Source organism: Bacillus sp. 220_BSPC (assembly GCF_001054655.1).
GTDB classification, from domain to species: Bacteria; Bacillota; Bacilli; order Bacillales; family DSM-1321; genus Peribacillus; species Peribacillus frigoritolerans.
On record NZ_JVPL01000208.1, the window covers coordinates 73,403 to 92,226 of the forward strand.

The following is an 18,824-nucleotide window of genomic DNA, read 5'->3' on the forward strand; positions in this document are numbered from 1 at the left end:
TTCAATTGTCATTTGAATGGTGGGGGCGAGGAAAAGTGAATGCTAAAGCGAACCGGAATGAATTGGTTGAAGTGGCGCAAGGAAAACGACCCGCAGATATGTTCATCAAAGGCGGAACGGTTATTAATGTTTATTCTGGTGAATTTCTTCAGCAAAATATTGCGCTGTATAAAGATTGCATTGCATATATAGGCCAAAATGAAGTGAAGATAAATGAAAATACCACTGTAATAGATGCCAATGGTTTGTATGTATCTCCAGGGTTCATCGAAACTCATGCACATCCCTGGGTTATATACAATCCTATAAGTATCACCGCAAAAGTATTGCCGTTGGGGACTACCACTACAGTGAATGATAATTTATTTTTTTATTTGCACTTAGGTCACTCGGGCTTTAAAAGGCTTCTAGGCGAGTTGAAAAACCTGCCAGGGAATTTTTTTTGGTTAATAAGATTAGTTTCACAGGCTAGTTATCCAGGTGAAAGGGACTGGTTCAATAAAGAGGATATTATGGACCTTCTTTCGAGTGAAGAAGTACTTGGAACGGCAGAAGTGACTCGTTGGCCTTTACTCTACAAAGGGGATCCGGTTTTACTCGATATTATAGATGCAGCTAAAAAAATGGGGAAAATAGCTGATGGGCATAATGCGGGGTGCTCTTATGAAAAATTAAATTCTATTGCAGCTTCAGGTATAAGTGCCTGTCATGAAGCGATAACGGCAGAAGAGGCCCTGGATCGTTTACGGTTGGGTTTATGGACAGTTCTCAGAAATAGTTCGCTTCGTCCGGATTTGTCAAAAATAATCAAGCTGATTACAGATGGACAGGTAAGTACGGGCAGGATTTTGATGACGACAGATGGTCCGCATCCAACTTTCATTGAAAAAGAAGGATTCGTCGATGGACTAGTAAGACAAGCTGTGGAATATGGAGTCCCTGTTATCGAAGCTATTCAGATGGTCACGATCAATGCAGCTACATACCTTAAACAGGACGATTACATTGGCGGATTGGCCCCGGGTAAAAAGGCGGATATATTATTATTGCCTGATTTGGTGCAGTTTCGTCCAGACTTAGTGATTTCAAACGGGAGAATCGTTGCAGAAAAAGGAGAACTGACGACCCAGATGCCAGATTTGGATTGGGATAAGCATTTACCTGAAAATACATTTCCCTTTTCAAGAGGAATTCTGGCAAATCCTGATTTGTATCTATATCCACACACCTCTTCGAATGATCCAGTCCCTGTTATTCATTTTGTCAGTAATGTAATAACCGAACAGGAGAATTTGTTTCTCCCAGCCAAGAATGGGTATGTCGATCTTTCGGCCCAAGAGGGTCTAATGTATGCAGCACTAATCGATAGAAAGGGAGAGTGGGTTACAAAAGGTATTTTAGAAAGGTTTGCATTGAATTTAGATGGGATGGCCTCGACCTTTAATACAACGACAGACTTGCTCACCATCGGAAGAAAACCAGAGGCGATGGCAAAAGCTGCTTCAAGAGTACATGAACTGGGAGGAGGAATCGTAATTGTCGATGATAATGAAATAATACTTGAAATTCCATTACAGCTTACGGGAATGATGACTTCTGATCCTTCATTTGATAGTGCAGTTGAATTTAATGATAAATTATTAAAGGTGCTCCAAGCGAGAGGCTTTCCTTTTCACGACATTTTGTATACTTTATTATTCTTAACTTGCGACTTTCTTCCTGGTCTGCGTTTAAATCCCTTTGGGTTATATGATGTGAAATCCGATAGAATCTTATTTCCTTCCACATCCATGACGAACTTTTTAAACAAAATGAACGCATAGAAAATAATAGGTTTGCGGGGCTGCCGTTTCACCTAAGGATTACGGGGAAACGGCAGCCTGATTTTCGTTAATGTGGCTCATCAAAAATACCCAAAGTACTGTAATTAGGAAGACTTGATAAATGCGGATTATCCCAAACCTTGAACGTGTATCTAAGACCTTTACCAAATGGTCGGATCGATTGGACCAGTTATGCCACTTGGACGGAAGGACATGTTTATATAAGAGAGGTTCACTTATGCCTAATAAGCCCTTGGCAGTGTTTGAGCTACTAAATCTATAAAATAGATTGACCAAAGTAGCTTCGTTATTCCTATAAATTAAAAAATCCACTTTGAAAAAAGTTTAATCAAAATGGATTTTTCCCCAGCAGATTTAAGTTTGTTTATTACATGTATAAAATATAGCACGATACATTGTTTCTTTGTGTGTCTTCCTCGGACTAAACTGTCAGCGCTGAATCATAAAAGAGTTAATTCTTTTTCCAATTCACGATGTAATACTTCTCCCATACGCTTTATCCTTCAATAATTTTCTCGTTAGACATATTTGAGTAATTTAAACGTAATGTATTTTTTTGTGTACCATTAGGAAAAAATGGAGTTCCAGGAACACAAGCAACGTTATTTTTTAGACACTCTGTAAATATATGTGCTGAATCAATGCCCTCAGGGAGCTCAACCCAAATAAATAAACCACCTTCCGGCTTACTATAAGACAAGTTCTTTGGGAAAAATTCTTCAATACTGCGCATCATGTCTGTACATTTTGTTTTATATACTGCTTTGATTTTTTTAATGTGCTCTTCCATATCGTAAATTTCCATATACTTAGCTGTAATTCTTTGAGCAAGGCTGTCCGTGTGTAAGTCAGCTGTTTGCTTAAAAGCAACATACTTTTCAATGAAAGATTCATCTGCACAAATCCATCCAAGTCGAAGACCGGGAGTGAAAATTTTAGAGAATGTGCTTATATAAATTACTCTATTCTCTGTGTCAAAATGTTTCACAGGGGGGAGTTCCTCTCCAGCAAATCTTACAGCTTCATAGGGATTATCCTCCACAATCAGTACATCATATTGATTAGCAAGCTCAATCATTCTTTTTCGCCTTTCGAGTTTTAATGTGCGACCTGTAGGGTTTTGGAAATCTGGAATAGTATAGATGAATTTGGTGTCAGGATGATTATTCAGCTTTTTCTCTAGCTCTTCTATAACCATTCCATCATCATCCATAACTACTTCAACAAATTTGGCATCGTATGACTTGAATGCGTTGATTGCTGCAAGTCACAAATAATGGTATCTCCCTCATTGATAAATAATCTTCCAGTAAGGTCGATTGCTTGCTGGGACCCTGATGTGATGAGAACATTTTCAATAGTAGAGTTGATCCCAATACCTTTCATTCTGTGACTAATAGCTTCTCTTAAAGGAATATATCCTTCAGTCGTACCATATTGAAGAGAAGCCGCACCTTCTTCATCCAATACGGCATTGCAAGCAATCTTAAGATTTTCTACAGGAAACAACTCTGGAGCTGGCAGGCCTCCTGCAAAAGAGATGACTTCTGGTCTTTCTGTTACTTTTAATATTTCACGTGTCTCAGAAGATTTTACTAAACGGGCTCTCTCCGCAAATTTATTTTTCATCAATAGTCATTCCTTTTTTTATTTTTTGAAATTGAATTTTAAAAGTTTAATAGGCTATCTTTACTCTAGCTGAATTTTGAATTTTCAGTCATTTTAATGTGGTTAGACCTTACTATGATTGATACCTGCCCAAAAAACAAATGGAATAAGCAGTAATGAAAGCACAGCACCAGCAATTGATAGGGTTGCATAACTAGAATGTGCTACAACCATTCCAGATAAGCCTCCTCCTAATGCTCCTGACAAAGCAATCAAAACATCTACAGAACCCTGCGTCTTAGCCCGAGTGGATGGAGGAGTTGCATCTACAAGGATTGCTGTGCCACTAATTAAACCAAAATTCCAGCCAAGCCCAAGTAAAGCAAGTGCTGTAATGAGAACCACGATCGAATCAGCAGGTCCCATAGCAGCTAGAATGCCAGAAGCAAGTAACGTAATGGCAGAAGCAATGGCCATAACAGCACGGCCAATTTTATCAACAAGAAAACCAGTTACTAAAGAAGGCAAAAACATAGCACCTATGTGAAACCCAATGACAAGTCCCACTTCATTCAATCCATGTCCATGGTGTCCCATATGTATGGGGGTCATCGTCATAATTGCCGTCATTACAAATTGAGTTAGAACCATTACTGAAGCTCCTGCAAAAATTCCTCGCCTGTTTATCGATAACAAATTAGAATTTTCCTCTAAAAGTGAATTGCTGGTTGTTCTTTGAGCATCTGATATTGCTTTTGCAACAATAAAGGGATCAGGAAGAAGTAAAATTAAGAGTACCAAACCAGCAAGTATATAAGCTGCGGCAGCTAATATAAATGGACCAGCTAAAGCAGGAATTCCCATGGATATCGCAAATTCACCCATTACATCCACCAGGTTTGGACCTGCAACAGCACCGAATGTGGTGGAAACCATGGCCATACTAATAGCCTTTGCCCTTTGAGTTGAGTTTACCAAGTCAGTTCCTGCGTAGCGTGCTTGAAGGTTTGTAGCTGATCCAGCCCCATAGATAAGCAGTGAAATAAATAAAAGTAGAATGCTATTTGCTAATGCTGAAATGACTACTCCAATGGCACCGATACCCCCGGCCAAAAATCCTGCAGCAAGTCCAGAACGACGTCCAAATCGCTGAGATAGCCGTCCAACAATTAGTGCAGCCCCTGCTGACCCTAAAGTAAATAAACCCGAAGGAAGGCCAGCAAATGCATCCGTGCCAAGCATTTGTTGTGCAAGAAGTGCACCCACTGTTATTCCTGCTGCAAGTCCCGCACCGCCAAAAATTTGGGATATGACAACAACCATTAATGTTCTTTTATATAATTGTTGTTGTTTTTCTGAAGAACTAATGTAACCTTGTAACCTAGCCGATCGGACCTCTAACTCTTTTACACGATCTTTATGTAACATAACAACCTCCATTTCTAGAATGCTAATTCCATTTAACATAATCCTCCAACTAGATTTGAATCATCGTATCACGCACAAAAAAACCATACAATAATATAATTGTATGGCGAACAATATTACGTCAAATCGTTTAGTAAACGTTCAAGGATAATCAATCCTCGCTCAAGCTCTTCAAGCGTTTCCGGTGCACAGACAGAAACCCTTACAGCCCGCTCTGGACAACTATTTCCAACTACAAAACGTTCAGCTGCATAAACTTGTACCCCCTGCTTTGCAGCCAACGTTTCAAACTCAGCACCTGTAATCTTGCCTGGTAATAGCAACCAACGAAAGATGCCTGTTTCAGTGCCTAAACATGTATAGTCTGCCAAATAACGATTTAGGACTTGGTTTCTGCGAAAAGCTTGTTCCCGATGACTCTCAATTAAGACTTCAAATTGATTCGATACAATCGTACGTGCTGACAGTTCTGCTAATAACGGCGAAACCGATATATTTAAATTATAAAGTGCCTTTGAAATCGGCTCCTTGTATTGACTCGGAACGGCTACATAGGCTAGTCGTAATCCTTGTGCTATTGATTTCGATAAACTCGCAATATAGATAACCTGTTCCGGTGCAAATGATGCAACTGCTGGCAGTGGTTTTAATGTTGTGAAGATGATACGTCGCATCTTCAATAATGAACTGGTTATACTTTTTGGCAATTGCTGCAATCATTTTTCGATTCTCGACAGACATACAGTGAGCTGTCGGATTATGATAATCCGGAATTAAGTAAATGCCTTTAATATTGTCATTTTTACACGCATATTCAAAGGCAGTCGGACTCATTTCATGGTTCTCTGATTTTATCGGTACTATTTGCACACTAAGCATCGCTGCCACAGTTTTTAAGCCCGGGTAAGTATGATGATCAACACCAATACGATCTCCAGGCTGACAAAGACTCGCCAGTGTGGCTGCAATCGCATTTTGACCGCCATTTGCAAATAATATGTGATCAACTGTTGTTTCAAACCCACCCCTTTGGATTAGCTTGATAGCTGCATCCTTTTGCCACCGGCTTTCTCCAGAACGACCATAACCAAACCATTTTTCATAATCTGTCTCTTGCAGCATATTCTTCAGTTGGAGTAGCAGTGGCTCGTATGAAGCACTATCTGGCAGGGTGGCTCCCATTTCAATCAAATGACTGGGCTTTATATCGTCAAGCAAATAAGCATTCGATAACGCATCATACGATACAAATGTGCCACTTCCAACAGTTGCACTTATCAAGCCCTTTAATTCACACACTTTAAATGCTTTTGAAATGGTACTCAAATTCAAATCTAAATAATCGGCAAGTTCTCGCTGTGGAGGAAGTTTTGTTCCAGGTAATAAAACTCCGTTTAAAATATCCTGTTCCAATTGCCCTGCTAGTGCTTGATAGATAGGCTTTTCAGTTTTATCAATCGATGGCTTCCAGCTCATCGGATAGTTTTCAAAAGAATTAATCGGCATGATACGCATCCTTTTTCATACAATTATATGATTGTGCCATTTATAAAACAATTATAGTTTTTTATATTATGCCCTTTAGCGGATATCCGAGTGGCAATTGATTTCACTTAATTGTCCTCAAAAGTAGCGGGTCTTATTTTTTAACAACTATATTATTCCTTCCAACCTTGAGGATGATCAATGGAGACGGCGAAAAAAACTGTCTACGAAAAATCCTGGAAAGGTATTTAGTATATAGATTTCTCGTAGGCCAAGTTTCTATAAAATTCGAAAAGCCCATCCTCAGCTGGATGGGCTTTTCGAATTTTATAATTAACCATAGAGAAAGTCTATATCACGATTTGTGAGAAGGTATAATCTATAATATGGTAAAAACCAACTTTTCAATATCGTTAGTAAAGATCTGAGTTTGTTTAAATTCAAAAATGAATTATGGGCATTTCGATGAATCCCCTATAGAAAGGCATTATTTGCGAATAAAATTCATTTATGAATTGACTGATGTTAATAATAAGCGACTTTACATTAAATTGGGACTTGGCATGCAAGTTGCATAATAATAGTTATAAATCAAACATGCACGATATGAAATTCGTTTATGTGCGGGGGGATAAATGGTGCGAAAAACTATAAATAAACCATGGGAGCAATGGTATGTTGAAAGAATGAAATCTATGAAGCTACCGGAAATATCCGTCTATTCACTGCTTGATATAACAGCGAGTAAGTTTCCACACCATACAGCCATCATTTATGAAGACCAGTCCATGGATTATAAGAATCTAAAAATGCAGGTAGACAAACTTGCAGGTAAATGGAGAGAAATGGGCTTTGTTAAAGGTGAACGGATTGGACTGATGATGGCCAACCACCCTTATTTCATAATCAGTTATTATGCTGCCCAGGCACTGGGTCTGTTGGTTGTACAAATTAATCCCATGTATAAACCGCGGGAACTATTGCAAATATTAATAGACTCGGATACCAAGAAAATTGTATTTGACCAAACGGCCGCAAATACAATCGAAGAAACGAAAGCGATATATGAATTTGATGTATGCATTGATACGGAAAATGATCAAAATGGCTCCAATTCCCTTAAAACGATGATTGATACCGGGGATGCGATTAAGAAGCCCGAAGTGATAAACCCGCATGAAGATACGGCAGTCATTCAATATACGGGCGGCACCACTGGGAAGATGAAGGGTGTCATGCTTACTCACCATAATTTAACCTCCAATGTCGTGCAGAGCTTTGAAATGTATGGAGATTCCCTGAAACCTGGCGAAGAAATCGTTTTGGCAGCTACGCCTCTTTACCATGTTTATGCCATGACAAGTGCAATGAATCTAGGTATCTATATTGGAGCTGCCATCCTCTTATTTCCTAAATTCGAACTTGAAGATGTACTTGCAAAAATAAAAATGTACCGTCCGACTTTCTTTCCAGGAGTTCCAAAGATGTATAACGCTTTCGTCAATCATCCAGGAATTGAAAACTATGGACTGAATTGTTTAAAAAGTTGTTCTTGTGGATCGGCGCCCCTGCCGGTTGAAGTAATAAAGCGATTTGAGGGGCTGACCGGTGCCAAAATCGGAGAGGGTTTCGGTTTGTCTGAGGCTTCACCTTCCACTCATCGTAATCCGCCTTTCGGAAAAAGGAAAATAGGAAGCATTGGCATCCCTTTTCCAGGCACGGATTGTATGATCATTGACGATGAAAATAATGAAGTGCCTAACATATGCGTCGGGGAGTTGCTCATAAAAGGCCCGCAAATCATGAAGGGTTATTGGAATAACGAAGCCGAAACCAAAAAGGCCTTACAGAATGATTGGCTATATACTGGCGATCTTGCTGTGATGGATGACGAAGGATATTTCTATATCGTCGGCAGGAAAAAAGAAATGATCATCGTCGGCGGATTCAATATTTACCCGCAGGAGGTAGAAGGGGTTCTGTATGAACATCCGTCCATTAAAGAGGCAGCTGTGGTTGGCATCCCACATAAAGAAAAAGGAGAAATAGTGAAAGCATTCATCGTACCTAAAGAAAGCGCTTCCGTTGATCTTGAAGAAATAGAAGGATATTGCTATTCCCAATTGACGCCTTATAAAGTACCAAAAGTATTTGAATTAAGAAAAGAACTTCCGCGTAATACAGTGGGTAAACTATTAAAAAGATTGTTAGTTAAAGAGGAATTAGAGAAGGATTGAAAGTGGATTTCAACCATCTAAGTTGAACCTTACGTTGGTTGGTATGCCATTGTAGACAAATAAAGAAGAGGAGGGATTCATATGCGTTGGGTTGTTCTCATTCTATTATTCTTTGGAGCCGTCATCAATTTTGCAGATAAATCGATCGTGGGCCTCGCAGCCGTTCCCATCATGAAGGAATTCAATCTTACCTATGCAGAGTGGGGTCTTGTTGGAAGCAGTTATTATTGGCTTTACCCAGTAACAGGGATTTTTGGGGCAGCATGGGCTGATCGGCTGGGGGCTAAAAAAGTGCTGGGGTTCATCATGCTGACATGGACCGTTTTGCAATTCGGCGTTTTAGCCATCACCGCTCTTCCGTTATTAATTCTATACAGGATTTTACTTGGCGCATTCGAAGGGCCTTATAGCCCAATTGCTTACAGCCATGCCGATAAGTGGTTTCCGCCGAAACTGAAAGGCTTTGCAAATTCGGTTGTTGTTGGCGGAGGGACCGTTGGTGCGATGATCGTGGCACCGATCCTCGTTTCCTTAATTACGATATTCGGCTGGAAGGTTGCCTTTGCAGCACTTGGTGCAGCAAGCCTTGTTTGGTTCTTCCTCTTCCAATTTTTAACAAAGGAAAATCCAGTTGAAGTATATGAAAACGTCCAAAAGAAAAAGAAACAAAAACTGGAAAAAATAAAAGTGAAAGACTTTTTGCTGCTATTGGCCTCACCTACTGCTTTGTTTACTACACTAGCTTATTTTTCAACGTATATTTTAGTTGTTTGGTTTTCTGTTTGGCTCCCGATTTATTTAGTGGAAGCCGTTAAAATGACTCCAGGTCAAATGGGAACCAGCGTTGCGATAATCGGAGTCGTTTCCGTATGTATTTATATGGGGGTTTCGATGGCGTCCGATCATTTATTCAAGAAGAATCAGAATTGGCGATCATCAAGGGTATTCGTCGTTGCGGGCGCCATGATTCTTGGTGCATTGTTCTTTTCCTCAATCATGATATTTCAAAATCCAATCTGGGTGATAGTCGCCATGTGTTTAGCAAAGGGCCTTACATACGCCATTTTACCAATCGGACCAACGATCATGATCAATGAAATGCAGGAGCGGGGGGGATTGATGACAAGCATCTTAACATCATCAGGAAATCTAGCGGGCATTGTTGCACCTCTATTAACTGGCTATATCATAAGTCTAGCTGGAGGAAATCAACTATTGGGTTATAACCTATCGATATTGTTCATGGCCATCCTTGTCCTGGCTTTTGGCATCCTGTTTGCGATATTCGTTAAACCGGCCGGGAAACTTAAAAATAAAAGTTCTGATAATTTTGACCTTAAGTCCTCATAAGCAGGGTCGAACCTGCTTACATTCAATGAAACTAGTGAAGAGAAGGAATGCCTTCAAATAATGGAGTGAATAAAAGGAAAAGGAGCGGATGGGACATGAATAGAGAAGCCGTCATAGTTTCTGCAGTTCGAACAGCAATTGGAAAACAGGGAGGTGCACTTGCATCTGTTCCTGCCCACGTATTTGGAGCAGAAGTGATGAAAGAAGCCTTGAAACGAGCGAATGTAGAACCTCGTATGGTAGATGATGTAATCATGGGGAATGTGTTAAGCGGGGGTGGAAACATTGCCAGGTTAACTGCACTGGAAACGGGCCTCTCGATTCATCTTCCGGGACTGACTGTCGACCGTCAATGCGGCTCGGGAATAAATGCTGTCAACTTGGCTGCACAAGCGATCCGTGCTGGCGAAGGCGATGTCTATATCGCCGGTGGGGTCGAGAGCATGAGCAGGGCGCCATACTTGATGGACCGACCGGAAAAACCATACAGTGCAAAGCCGCCGCAGTTCAGAAAGTCCAGGTTGTCCCCTAAAGAGATTGGCGATCCCCCGATGGGAATCACGGCTGAAAACTTAGCGGGAAAATATGAGGTCAGCAGGGAAGAACAAGATGCCTTTGCTCTACAAAGCCAAAAAAATATGGCCAGAGCCGTGGAAGAGGGCCGGTTCAATGAACAAATTGTGTCTATCCACATTCCCGTCAGAAAAGGTGACGATATCGAATTTAATTTGGATGAACATCCACGACCGCAAATAACGAAAGAAGGGCTAGCCAAATTATCGCCTGCGTTTCTGGAAGGCGGGTCCGTGACTGCAGGCAATAGTTCGGGATTGAATGATGCCGCATCAGCATTGGTCATCATGTCGAGGGAAAAAGCGGTGGAATTGGGGATTAAGCCTTTAGCGACGATCAGGGCACAGGCAGTTGCAGGGGTAGATCCAAATTATATGGGAATAGGACCTGTTCCCGCTATAAGGAAGGTAATGGAGAAATCAGGACTTTCCTTAAATGAAATGGACATCATTGAGATTAATGAAGCATTCGCCGCTCAAGTGATTGCTTGTAATCGGGAGCTTGATATGAATCTAGCAAAAGTGAATGTGAACGGGGGAGCCATTGCACATGGACACCCACTAGGTGCGACGGGTGCCATCCTCATTACGAAAGCGGTTCATGAATTGAAGCGTTCTGCCGGAAGGTTCGCCCTTATTACAGCTTGCATTGGGGGCGGACAGGGAATTGCTACGATAATTGAACGTGAAGCCTGATTTTACATGTGTGTTTACAAAAAAAACAATGAATTTAGCACAGCATTCAGACCTAAATGCCCTACTTGTCGATGGCAACTATACATGAACAGTACTAAGGAGGAATAAACTCATGACAATCACTTTAACCAAGGAAATGCAGCAAATGAAGGAAATGATCCGTAATTTTGTTGAAAGGGAAGTGGAGCCCTTCGCCATACAAATTGAAGAAGAAGATGCCATCCCGGGGCATTTGGTGGAAAAAGCGAAAGACCTTGGCTTATTCGGGATAAGCATTCCCGAGCAATACGGTGGAATTGGCTTAAATGCGGTGGGAAAGGCTACCGTTTTAGAGCAGTTAGGAAGGACCCATAATGGTTTCGTTTCATTAATAAGCGCTCACACCGGGATTGGCAGTACAGGTCTGGTTAAGCTGGCATCCGAACATTTGAAAAATAAATACTTGCCTGAAATGGCAGCAGGCACGAAAATTGGCGCCTTTGCTTTATCTGAACCCGGAGCGGGATCGGATGCAACCAATTTGGCAACGAGTGCAGAAAAGAAGGGTGATTACTGGGTGATGAACGGGACGAAACATTTCATCACGAATGGGCCGATAGCTGATGTTTATACTGTATTCGCTTTAACGGATAAAGATAAAGGGGCAAAGGGAGGGATTACCGCTTTTTTAGTGGAAAGAGACTCTCCTGGTTTGACTGTCGGCAAAAAGGACAAAAAAATGGGATTAAGAGGATCATATACCTCACAGGTCATTTTTGAAGATTGTATCATACCTGAAGAAAATGTAATCGGCGAAGTTGGAATGGGATATATTTCTGCACTTAAAATTTTAGGTGAAGGGCGAGTAGGATTGGCTGCAAGAGCAGTGGGTTCAAGTGGGAAATTAATTGAATTATCAGCCAAATATGCCAAAGAACGCATCCAATTCGGTAAACCGATCGCTGACAACCAAGCGATTCAATGGATGCTTGCTGATATGGCAACCGAAACGGAAGCCGCAAGAGCATTGACGATGATGGCGGCACAAAAGATTGATGAAGGAAAAAAAGTGATCAAGGAAGCTTCAATGGCAAAACTGTTCGCTTCTGACGTTTTTAATCGGGTGGCGGATAAAGCGGTACAAATTCATGGCGGGATGGGATATATGGCTGAATATCCAGTAGAACGTTTTTATCGGGATGCCCGCATAACGAAGATCTATGAAGGAACGAATGAAATCCAACGTTTAATCATTGCAAGAAATGTCTTGGAAGAGTGCTGAATGTTTACTGTTTTATTCGGGCAGGTAGTCTTTTGCCCATGTATCCGGAATTTCAAGGGGGAGGAACGAAATGGGAGAAGATATCGTGATCGTGAGTGCTGTACGAACACCAATTGGTAGGTACGGTGGAGCATTTAAAGAGATTAGTTCCGGTCATTTGGCTAGCATTGCCATTAAAGAAGCGATCAAGCGGGCAAATATTGCAGCGGAACAAGTGGATGAAGTCATTTTCGGGGAGGTTAGGCAAACGACCGAATCCTCGAATGTCGCGAGGGTGGCAGCATTGCGATCAGGGATTCCCGATTCTGCACCGGCTTTTACGGTAAACCGGTTATGTGCATCTGGAATGCAAGCCATCACCTCAGCAGCACAGCAGATAAGCTCAGGTCAAGCAAATATAGTCGTTGCCGGGGGTACGGAAAGCATGAGCCGGGCACCGCTTTATTTAAGAAGTGCCCGTTTTGGGGGAGACCGGACCCAACTAGTTGATTCTAATACTGAAGCTGGGCAGCAGCCTCAAGAAATTTATGGAAAAAGTTTGGGGATGGGAATCACCGCTGAAAATGTCGCACAGCGATACAACATTTCCAGGGTAGAACAAGATGCCTTTTCAGTGGAAAGTCAACGAAGAGCGGCGCAAGCGTTAAAAGAAGGAAAGTTCAAGGATGAAATCGTTCCTGTCCAGGTCTCTGACAGGAAGAGTACGGTTACCGTTGAAACGGATGAATATCCACGCCCGGATACCACAATGGAAAAGCTTGCAAGCTTAAAACCGGCATTCAGGGAAAACGGAACCGTCACTGCAGGGAATGCCTGTGGCCGAAATGACGGGGCAGCTGCATTGGTGTTAATGAAGGCCAGTGAAGCGGAACGGTTGCAAGTACAGCCGATCGCAAAGATCGTCGATTGGGCGACTGCCGGAGTTTCTCCTGAAGTGATGGGAATTGGTCCAGTACCAGCCGTTGGAAAACTTATGGAGCGCACCGGGAAAAAAGTTGAAGAAATTGGGCTTTTCGAATTAAATGAAGCGTTCGCTTCACAAGCATTGGCAGTAATCAGGGATTTATCGCTGGATGAAAACAAGGTGAATGTAAACGGAGGAGCCATTGCACTTGGGCACCCAGTCGGATCGACGGGTGCAAGGATCGTGACAACGCTAATACATGAACTGATTCGCAGGAAAGAAAGATATGGAGTTGCTACACTTTGTGTAGGCGGCGGCCAGGGAATGGCAATCATGATTGAAACGATATAGTCCAACGATAAAGGAGCGGAAACCCCATACGTTTCTGCTCCTTTCCGTATATAATTTGAATCGCGCATAAGTGAGGGGGAGGAAGATTGCCTGTTGAAGTGGAGGATATTCGGAATCAATTCGAAAGTAGTGCATTCTTTTCACATATTGGGTTTGAAATCATTCGGTTTGAAGAAGGGAATGTAATAATAAAGCTAAACATTGAAGAACATTTACTTAATGTCAATGGAACACTGCACGGGGGCATTCATGCCACCATGCTGGATACCATTCTAGGAATGGTGACTCGTTCCGTTACCAAATCTAAAGTCGTGACGACAAGTTTAACAGTACATTATTTAGCCAGCATATCAAGCGGGGAACTATTTGCGGAAGCAAAAGTCCTGCAAAAAGGATACAAAATTGCCTTTACTGAAGGAGAAATAAAAGATGCTGAAGGCAACATCATTGCTAAGGGCACAGGAATTTTTAAAATCATTCGCGATAAATGAGGTAAGGATGATCAAATTGGCTGACAAGTGGCTATGCTCCATTTTAATAGTAAAAAATGAGGTGTGAAAAAATTGACTAGAGCTTGGCATCGATTTTATCCGAAAGAAACCCCAGCAGAAATTGACATTCCAGTATTGTCCTTATATGGACTCCTTGAACGTTCAGCCCGACTTTACCCAACCTGCAAGGCCGTAATAGATGGGGATCGGGAAATGACATATATGGAATTAAAGGATGCCGCAGATCGTTTTGCTGTGAATTTAGACAACCGTGGATTTCAAAAAGACGATCGTATAGCAATCATGCTGCCAAATTGTCTAGAATATATCATTGCCTATTATGCCACCCATCGTTTGGGAGGTATGGTCGTTCAAGTGAACCCACTGTATAAGTCGAGTGAATTGGACTATATATTACGGGATTCCGGAGCCAATTGGTTCATTGGGCGGGAGATACAACGGGAAATATTAGCGCTAACAAGTTTTTCTGAAAGGTTAACGTTCATATCTGCCGAGCAATTAATGGAAACTGGAACGGATTTATCAAGGAAAGATAAGGAACTTCCTGTTCTGGACATCGATCCAAAGGAAGCTGTGGCTGTTCTTCAATATACAGGGGGAACTACAGGGAAATCAAAAGGGGTCATGCTCACGCATTTTAATTTGATCTCGAATGTATTTCAAGATTTTGCTTTCACGGCTAATGCCCTTCAACTCCAAAGTCCTGGCGAACGGATGCTTGGATTGACCCCATTATTCCATGTCTTTGGTAATGGACGATTGAATAGTGCCATATATGCCGGATCAACTTATATCACATTAGAGAAATTTGAAATAGATAAGGTGGTAGATTTGATTCGAACACATCGGCCAACCATTTTTCCTGGTGTCCCGACCATGTATATTGCTTTATTGAATCACCCGGATTTGACGGCGGACGATTTATGCTGCTTTAAGTACTGCAGCTGTGGTTCTGCGCCGCTCCCGATAGAAATCACTCAACAGTTCGAAAAAAAATTACGGGTTACAATATTAGAAGGATTTGGGATGTCGGAAACTTCCCCCACTACCCACCGTAATCCAGTCATAGGACAGAAAAAACAAGGAAGTATCGGAATTCCATACCCAAATACCGATGCTAAAATCGTCGATTTGAAAACAGGCGTTGATGAATTACCAGCAGGAGAAAGAGGCGAACTGATCATTAAAGGTCCGCAAGTAATGAAGGGATATTGGGAAAATCCAGAGGAAACGACAACAGCTTTGCGGGATGGATGGCTTTACACTGGGGATATCGCGACGATGGATGAAGAGGGATATTTTTATATCGTAGGCAGGAAGAAAGATATGATCATTGCAAGCGGCTATAATGTTTATCCAATTGAAGTCGAGGATATTATTTATCAGCATCCAGCCTTAAAAGAGACTTGTGTGTATGGAGTACCGGATTCATACCGTGGGGAAACGATAAAAGCGGCCATAGTTTTAAAGAAAGGCAAGTCAGTCTCGGAGCAGGAAATAAGGGAGTTTTGCATGCAACGATTGGCCAGATATAAAGTGCCGCGAAGTTTTGAGTTCAGGGAGCAACTTCCAAAATCAGCTGTCGGGAAAATATTGCGCAGAATATTAATGGAGGAAGCACAGAGCCCTACTGCCGGGGGGAGATAAGCATATCAGTTATCGTAAGGGAGCTCAGATGAAACCCTAAATAAGGGAAACCTTTATTCGAGGTTCCCCTTATTTAGGGTTTATAGACGATAAATCTACTTTCCTTTTAGGGGAATTTCAAATGAAGTCCCATCCACCAATAATTCATGAGACTCACCATCCGCTATATCATCGGTAGTGAATGAAAAGGAATCGAGCCGATCTAATTTTGCCTCTGGATCAACCAATAAACCAATTGTGCCTTTTCTCAATTCTCCTGGTTGGTAATCGGATCGACTTACTTTTTTTGTCCCCATAAAAGTATCCCCGGAATGGATGAAATTTTTAGAAGGCACATCATATGTAAGATCATCATTGAAAGTAACATTTTCCATGCTGAAGAACTGAAGTTCCTTCGAATCTTTATTTTCAACAGAATAAGTTATCTCTAGATAAGAAACCTCTTCATCGATATCCGTTTTAGACATCGCCGCCTGTTGATCGATTTCCTCCATGGATAAATTCTCTTTAAAATATATCGAATAGGCCTCTTCAAAACTCAATCCCGTATAGGACTTGAGTTCCTCTTTTACTTCATCTGTGAGTGAAGATAATTGAATCCTGCGGATATCCTTGACTGTGATGACCATCGGTGCCAATTCAAAAGCCTCATTAATAGACTTCGTTTCTAGTAATCTGAAGGTTCCCCAATTTTTTTGGCGAACCTTATCCCCGACTTTTTCAAGATGGATCCCGCCATATTCATCAACCTCAGGAATTTTGGATTCCTTGGCTTCCGCATTTTCCCCTTTTTCAGTTTTATCGCTCTTGAAATAATTTAAGGCAATCACACTTAAACAAATAAGCAATAATCCAACCATTGCTGAAATGATCCAACTTTTACGAATACTTCATCACTCCTTGTCTTAAAGCATGAGGGTCAAAGAATAATATACCATTTTTTTTGCAAAAGAAGGAAAGGGGAGTGCCTAGAACATGTTCATCCAAATGATTCGAAGTTCCCTGTCAATGATAATGATTTCTCAGCTACAGTACAAGCCGTTTTATAAAAGATGCATATCATATTTATAACGAAGGGGAAATCTTGAAAAACTGAGAACATGCTTTTATTCTTTTATAGTTTTCTCATCCCTGGAGACCTCTGCAGTAACAAATTTTAAAAAAAGGAGACGTTTAGGATATGTTGTGGCCAATTAACAATGGTAAGGAAAGGTTACATCAGCCAAATAAAAGTGCAATGCTGTCCATGCAAGAGATAAAAGCCATTGAGTCCTGGATATCTCAAATAGGGATATTCCAAATATATATAACCGCTGGACAATTAGTATCCACCGCCAGAAAAACGCTCAAGTTCAAGTATAAAATAATCGGGCATGGTTTTAACCGGGTCGTCTATGATTTAAATAATGGCTATATTTTAAAAATTGCATTGTCACAAGTAGGACTAATAAGCAATGCAAATGAAGCCTATATATACAATAACTGTAATGAGGAAGTTAAAAAGTATTTATGTCCAGTTAAGGAGTATGGGACGGGCTGGATAATCATGAAGAAGGTGGACACGAAAGTGCCGTTTTCAATCAAGGAATATACGAAACTGATCAAGTTTGAATTAAAATTCCTGAGGCACGGTATTATCCCAATAGATTTGCGTTTAGATAATGTCGGATATAACGAGAATGATGAAATGGTCGTCATTGATTACGGTCTATTCACCATGGATCTCAAAAGCACCGTGCTGCGATGGCTTGTTTGATGAGGTGTCTATCCAAAGAAAATATAAAATTGATTTACAATGAGGTGATTAGGCGAAGCGGTGAATCTTGTGCTCTCTTGATTTTATTGAAGGGTCTAAATGAAAGAAGCATGTTACGAAGGGCTTTTTTGTGCAACATGCTTTTTTTTATGGTTTAAAGGATCAGAACTGATGACACTACGCTAGCCACCTTTTTATCATTTTGAAATAAATCTGCAAGTACATAAGCTGTTTTTTTGCCGATTCGGTCTACTTTTGCTTCAACTTGTACGTCTCCTAATCTTACTGGTCGATGAAAAGTAGTATGTAAATCAATGGATGCGAAGGATTGTCCGATGCTTAATTTAGATGATATCGCATAAGCCATCATAATATCTGCTGCAGAAGTGACAAATCCACCCATCGCTACACCAATTCCGTTAATAAACTTTTCATCTACTTTCCATACACCTCTCGCAATTCCATCCTGGGCATAATTTGCTTCAATCTGTAACGTTAGATCACAATTCGGAGGTTGTTTCCCCTCTGTAATAACTTGTAAAAGCTCGTTTCCTTTAGATGGTTCCCCCATTAAAATGCCCCCCCTTGAATAAGTTGAAACTACAGAATATTCTAACACATATCTTGGTGTCAATGAAGTTATTGATTTTACAAATAAAGTAATTAGAGACCCGGACCAAGAAATGTAATTTGGTGGTGGATTTGATTTCCACTCCAGGTACTCGCTTTCCACGGGCGGGCGGGCGGGAGCCTCCTCGGCGCGCCTGCGGGGTCTCCCATGCCCCGCTTTTCTCGCAGGAGTCTCGTACCTTCCGTTACAATCAACTTTGTGTTTTAAAAGAAAAAACTGTAGGATGCTCTATTCGGAACCAAGTTTTAGACTAGTTTATCCTTTAAGTTTTTCAGATGTAATCCTCATTGGATGGAAGAAATTACGACACTCCTGTCGAAAAACTGGCTAGCCTAGATCCCACAAGCGCTTGCGTCAAGGAGTCTTGGCAGGCAGTCGGCGAAAGGGAGCGGATTTCAGAAATCACCGGGAACGTCCATTAAGACAAAAATGAAGGATAGTCTCATCCCGAATTATTTTAAGACTGGATGATCCTTCAAGTTTTTTTACTGTAATAAATAATAGATTGAAGAAAATTGCGACACTCCTGCCGAAAAACTGGC

General features: G+C 41.2%; 12 protein-coding genes and 2 pseudogenes. 9 read left to right on the forward strand and 5 right to left on the reverse strand.

The genetic code is table 11. The features are described from left to right. Positions 1-35 precede the first annotated feature (35 nt). Complete coding sequence (locus tag ADA55_RS16885) at positions 36-1,823, forward strand: adenine deaminase C-terminal domain-containing protein (RefSeq protein WP_048686006.1); 1,788 nt, start codon at positions 36-38, stop codon at positions 1,821-1,823. 517 nt (positions 1,824-2,340) lie between these two features. On the opposite strand, the pseudogene ADA55_RS31405 reads toward ADA55_RS16885, so the two are convergent. The 3 genes and pseudogenes from ADA55_RS31405 to ADA55_RS16900 form a co-directional block, all read right to left on the reverse strand. Continuing rightward, positions 2,341-3,473 (reverse strand): annotated as a pseudogene (locus tag ADA55_RS31405) (PLP-dependent aminotransferase family protein). A 102-nt stretch (positions 3,474-3,575) separates the two neighbouring features. Continuing rightward, positions 3,576-4,892, reverse strand: a complete 1,317-nt coding sequence (locus ADA55_RS16895) for an MFS transporter (protein WP_414629832.1) — start codon at positions 4,890-4,892, stop codon at positions 3,576-3,578. Positions 4,893-4,996: 104 nt separating this feature from the next. Then, positions 4,997-6,386 (reverse strand): annotated as a pseudogene (locus tag ADA55_RS16900) (PLP-dependent aminotransferase family protein). 617 nt (positions 6,387-7,003) lie between these two features. Between ADA55_RS16900 and ADA55_RS16905 the strand changes: the two are divergent. The 7 genes from ADA55_RS16905 to ADA55_RS16935 all read left to right on the forward strand — a co-directional run bounded on the left by ADA55_RS16905 (position 7,004) and on the right by ADA55_RS16935 (position 15,895). Next, positions 7,004-8,602: a long-chain-fatty-acid--CoA ligase gene (locus tag ADA55_RS16905; protein ID WP_048686039.1), complete on the forward strand. Its 1,599-nt coding sequence runs from the start codon at positions 7,004-7,006 to the stop codon at positions 8,600-8,602. 81 nt (positions 8,603-8,683) lie between these two features. Then, positions 8,684-9,952: an MFS transporter gene (locus tag ADA55_RS16910; RefSeq protein ID WP_048686008.1), complete on the forward strand. Its 1,269-nt coding sequence runs from the start codon at positions 8,684-8,686 to the stop codon at positions 9,950-9,952. 95 nt (positions 9,953-10,047) lie between these two features. After that, a complete protein-coding gene (locus ADA55_RS16915) occupies positions 10,048-11,220 on the forward strand; it encodes a thiolase family protein (RefSeq protein ID WP_048686041.1) in 1,173 nt (390 codons plus the stop codon). Between the two features lie 112 nt (positions 11,221-11,332). Further along, positions 11,333-12,481: an acyl-CoA dehydrogenase family protein gene (locus tag ADA55_RS16920; RefSeq protein WP_048686010.1), complete on the forward strand. Its 1,149-nt coding sequence runs from the start codon at positions 11,333-11,335 to the stop codon at positions 12,479-12,481. A gap of 70 nt (positions 12,482-12,551) precedes the next feature. Further along, entirely contained in the window at positions 12,552-13,736 is a 1,185-nt protein-coding gene (locus ADA55_RS16925; protein ID WP_048686012.1) for a thiolase family protein, read from the forward strand. 86 nt (positions 13,737-13,822) lie between these two features. Then, complete coding sequence (locus ADA55_RS16930) at positions 13,823-14,227, forward strand: PaaI family thioesterase (protein WP_048686014.1); 405 nt, start codon at positions 13,823-13,825, stop codon at positions 14,225-14,227. Between the two features lie 63 nt (positions 14,228-14,290). Further along, entirely contained in the window at positions 14,291-15,895 is a 1,605-nt protein-coding gene (locus ADA55_RS16935; RefSeq protein WP_048686015.1) for a long-chain-fatty-acid--CoA ligase, read from the forward strand. Between the two features lie 95 nt (positions 15,896-15,990). Here the strand turns inward: ADA55_RS16935 and ADA55_RS16940 are convergent, their stop codons facing one another. Continuing rightward, on the reverse strand, positions 15,991-16,755 hold the full coding sequence (locus ADA55_RS16940) for a hypothetical protein (RefSeq protein WP_048686017.1): 765 nt from the start codon (positions 16,753-16,755) through the stop codon (positions 15,991-15,993). Between the two features lie 320 nt (positions 16,756-17,075). On the opposite strand from ADA55_RS16940, the gene ADA55_RS16945 reads away from it, so the two are divergent. Beyond that, a complete protein-coding gene (locus ADA55_RS16945; protein ID WP_048686019.1) occupies positions 17,076-17,651 on the forward strand; it encodes a hypothetical protein in 576 nt (191 codons plus the stop codon). A gap of 154 nt (positions 17,652-17,805) precedes the next feature. Here the strand turns inward: ADA55_RS16945 and ADA55_RS16950 are convergent, their stop codons facing one another. Then, positions 17,806-18,222: a PaaI family thioesterase gene (locus ADA55_RS16950; RefSeq protein ID WP_048686020.1), complete on the reverse strand. Its 417-nt coding sequence runs from the start codon at positions 18,220-18,222 to the stop codon at positions 17,806-17,808. Positions 18,223-18,824: the final 602 nt, after the last annotated feature.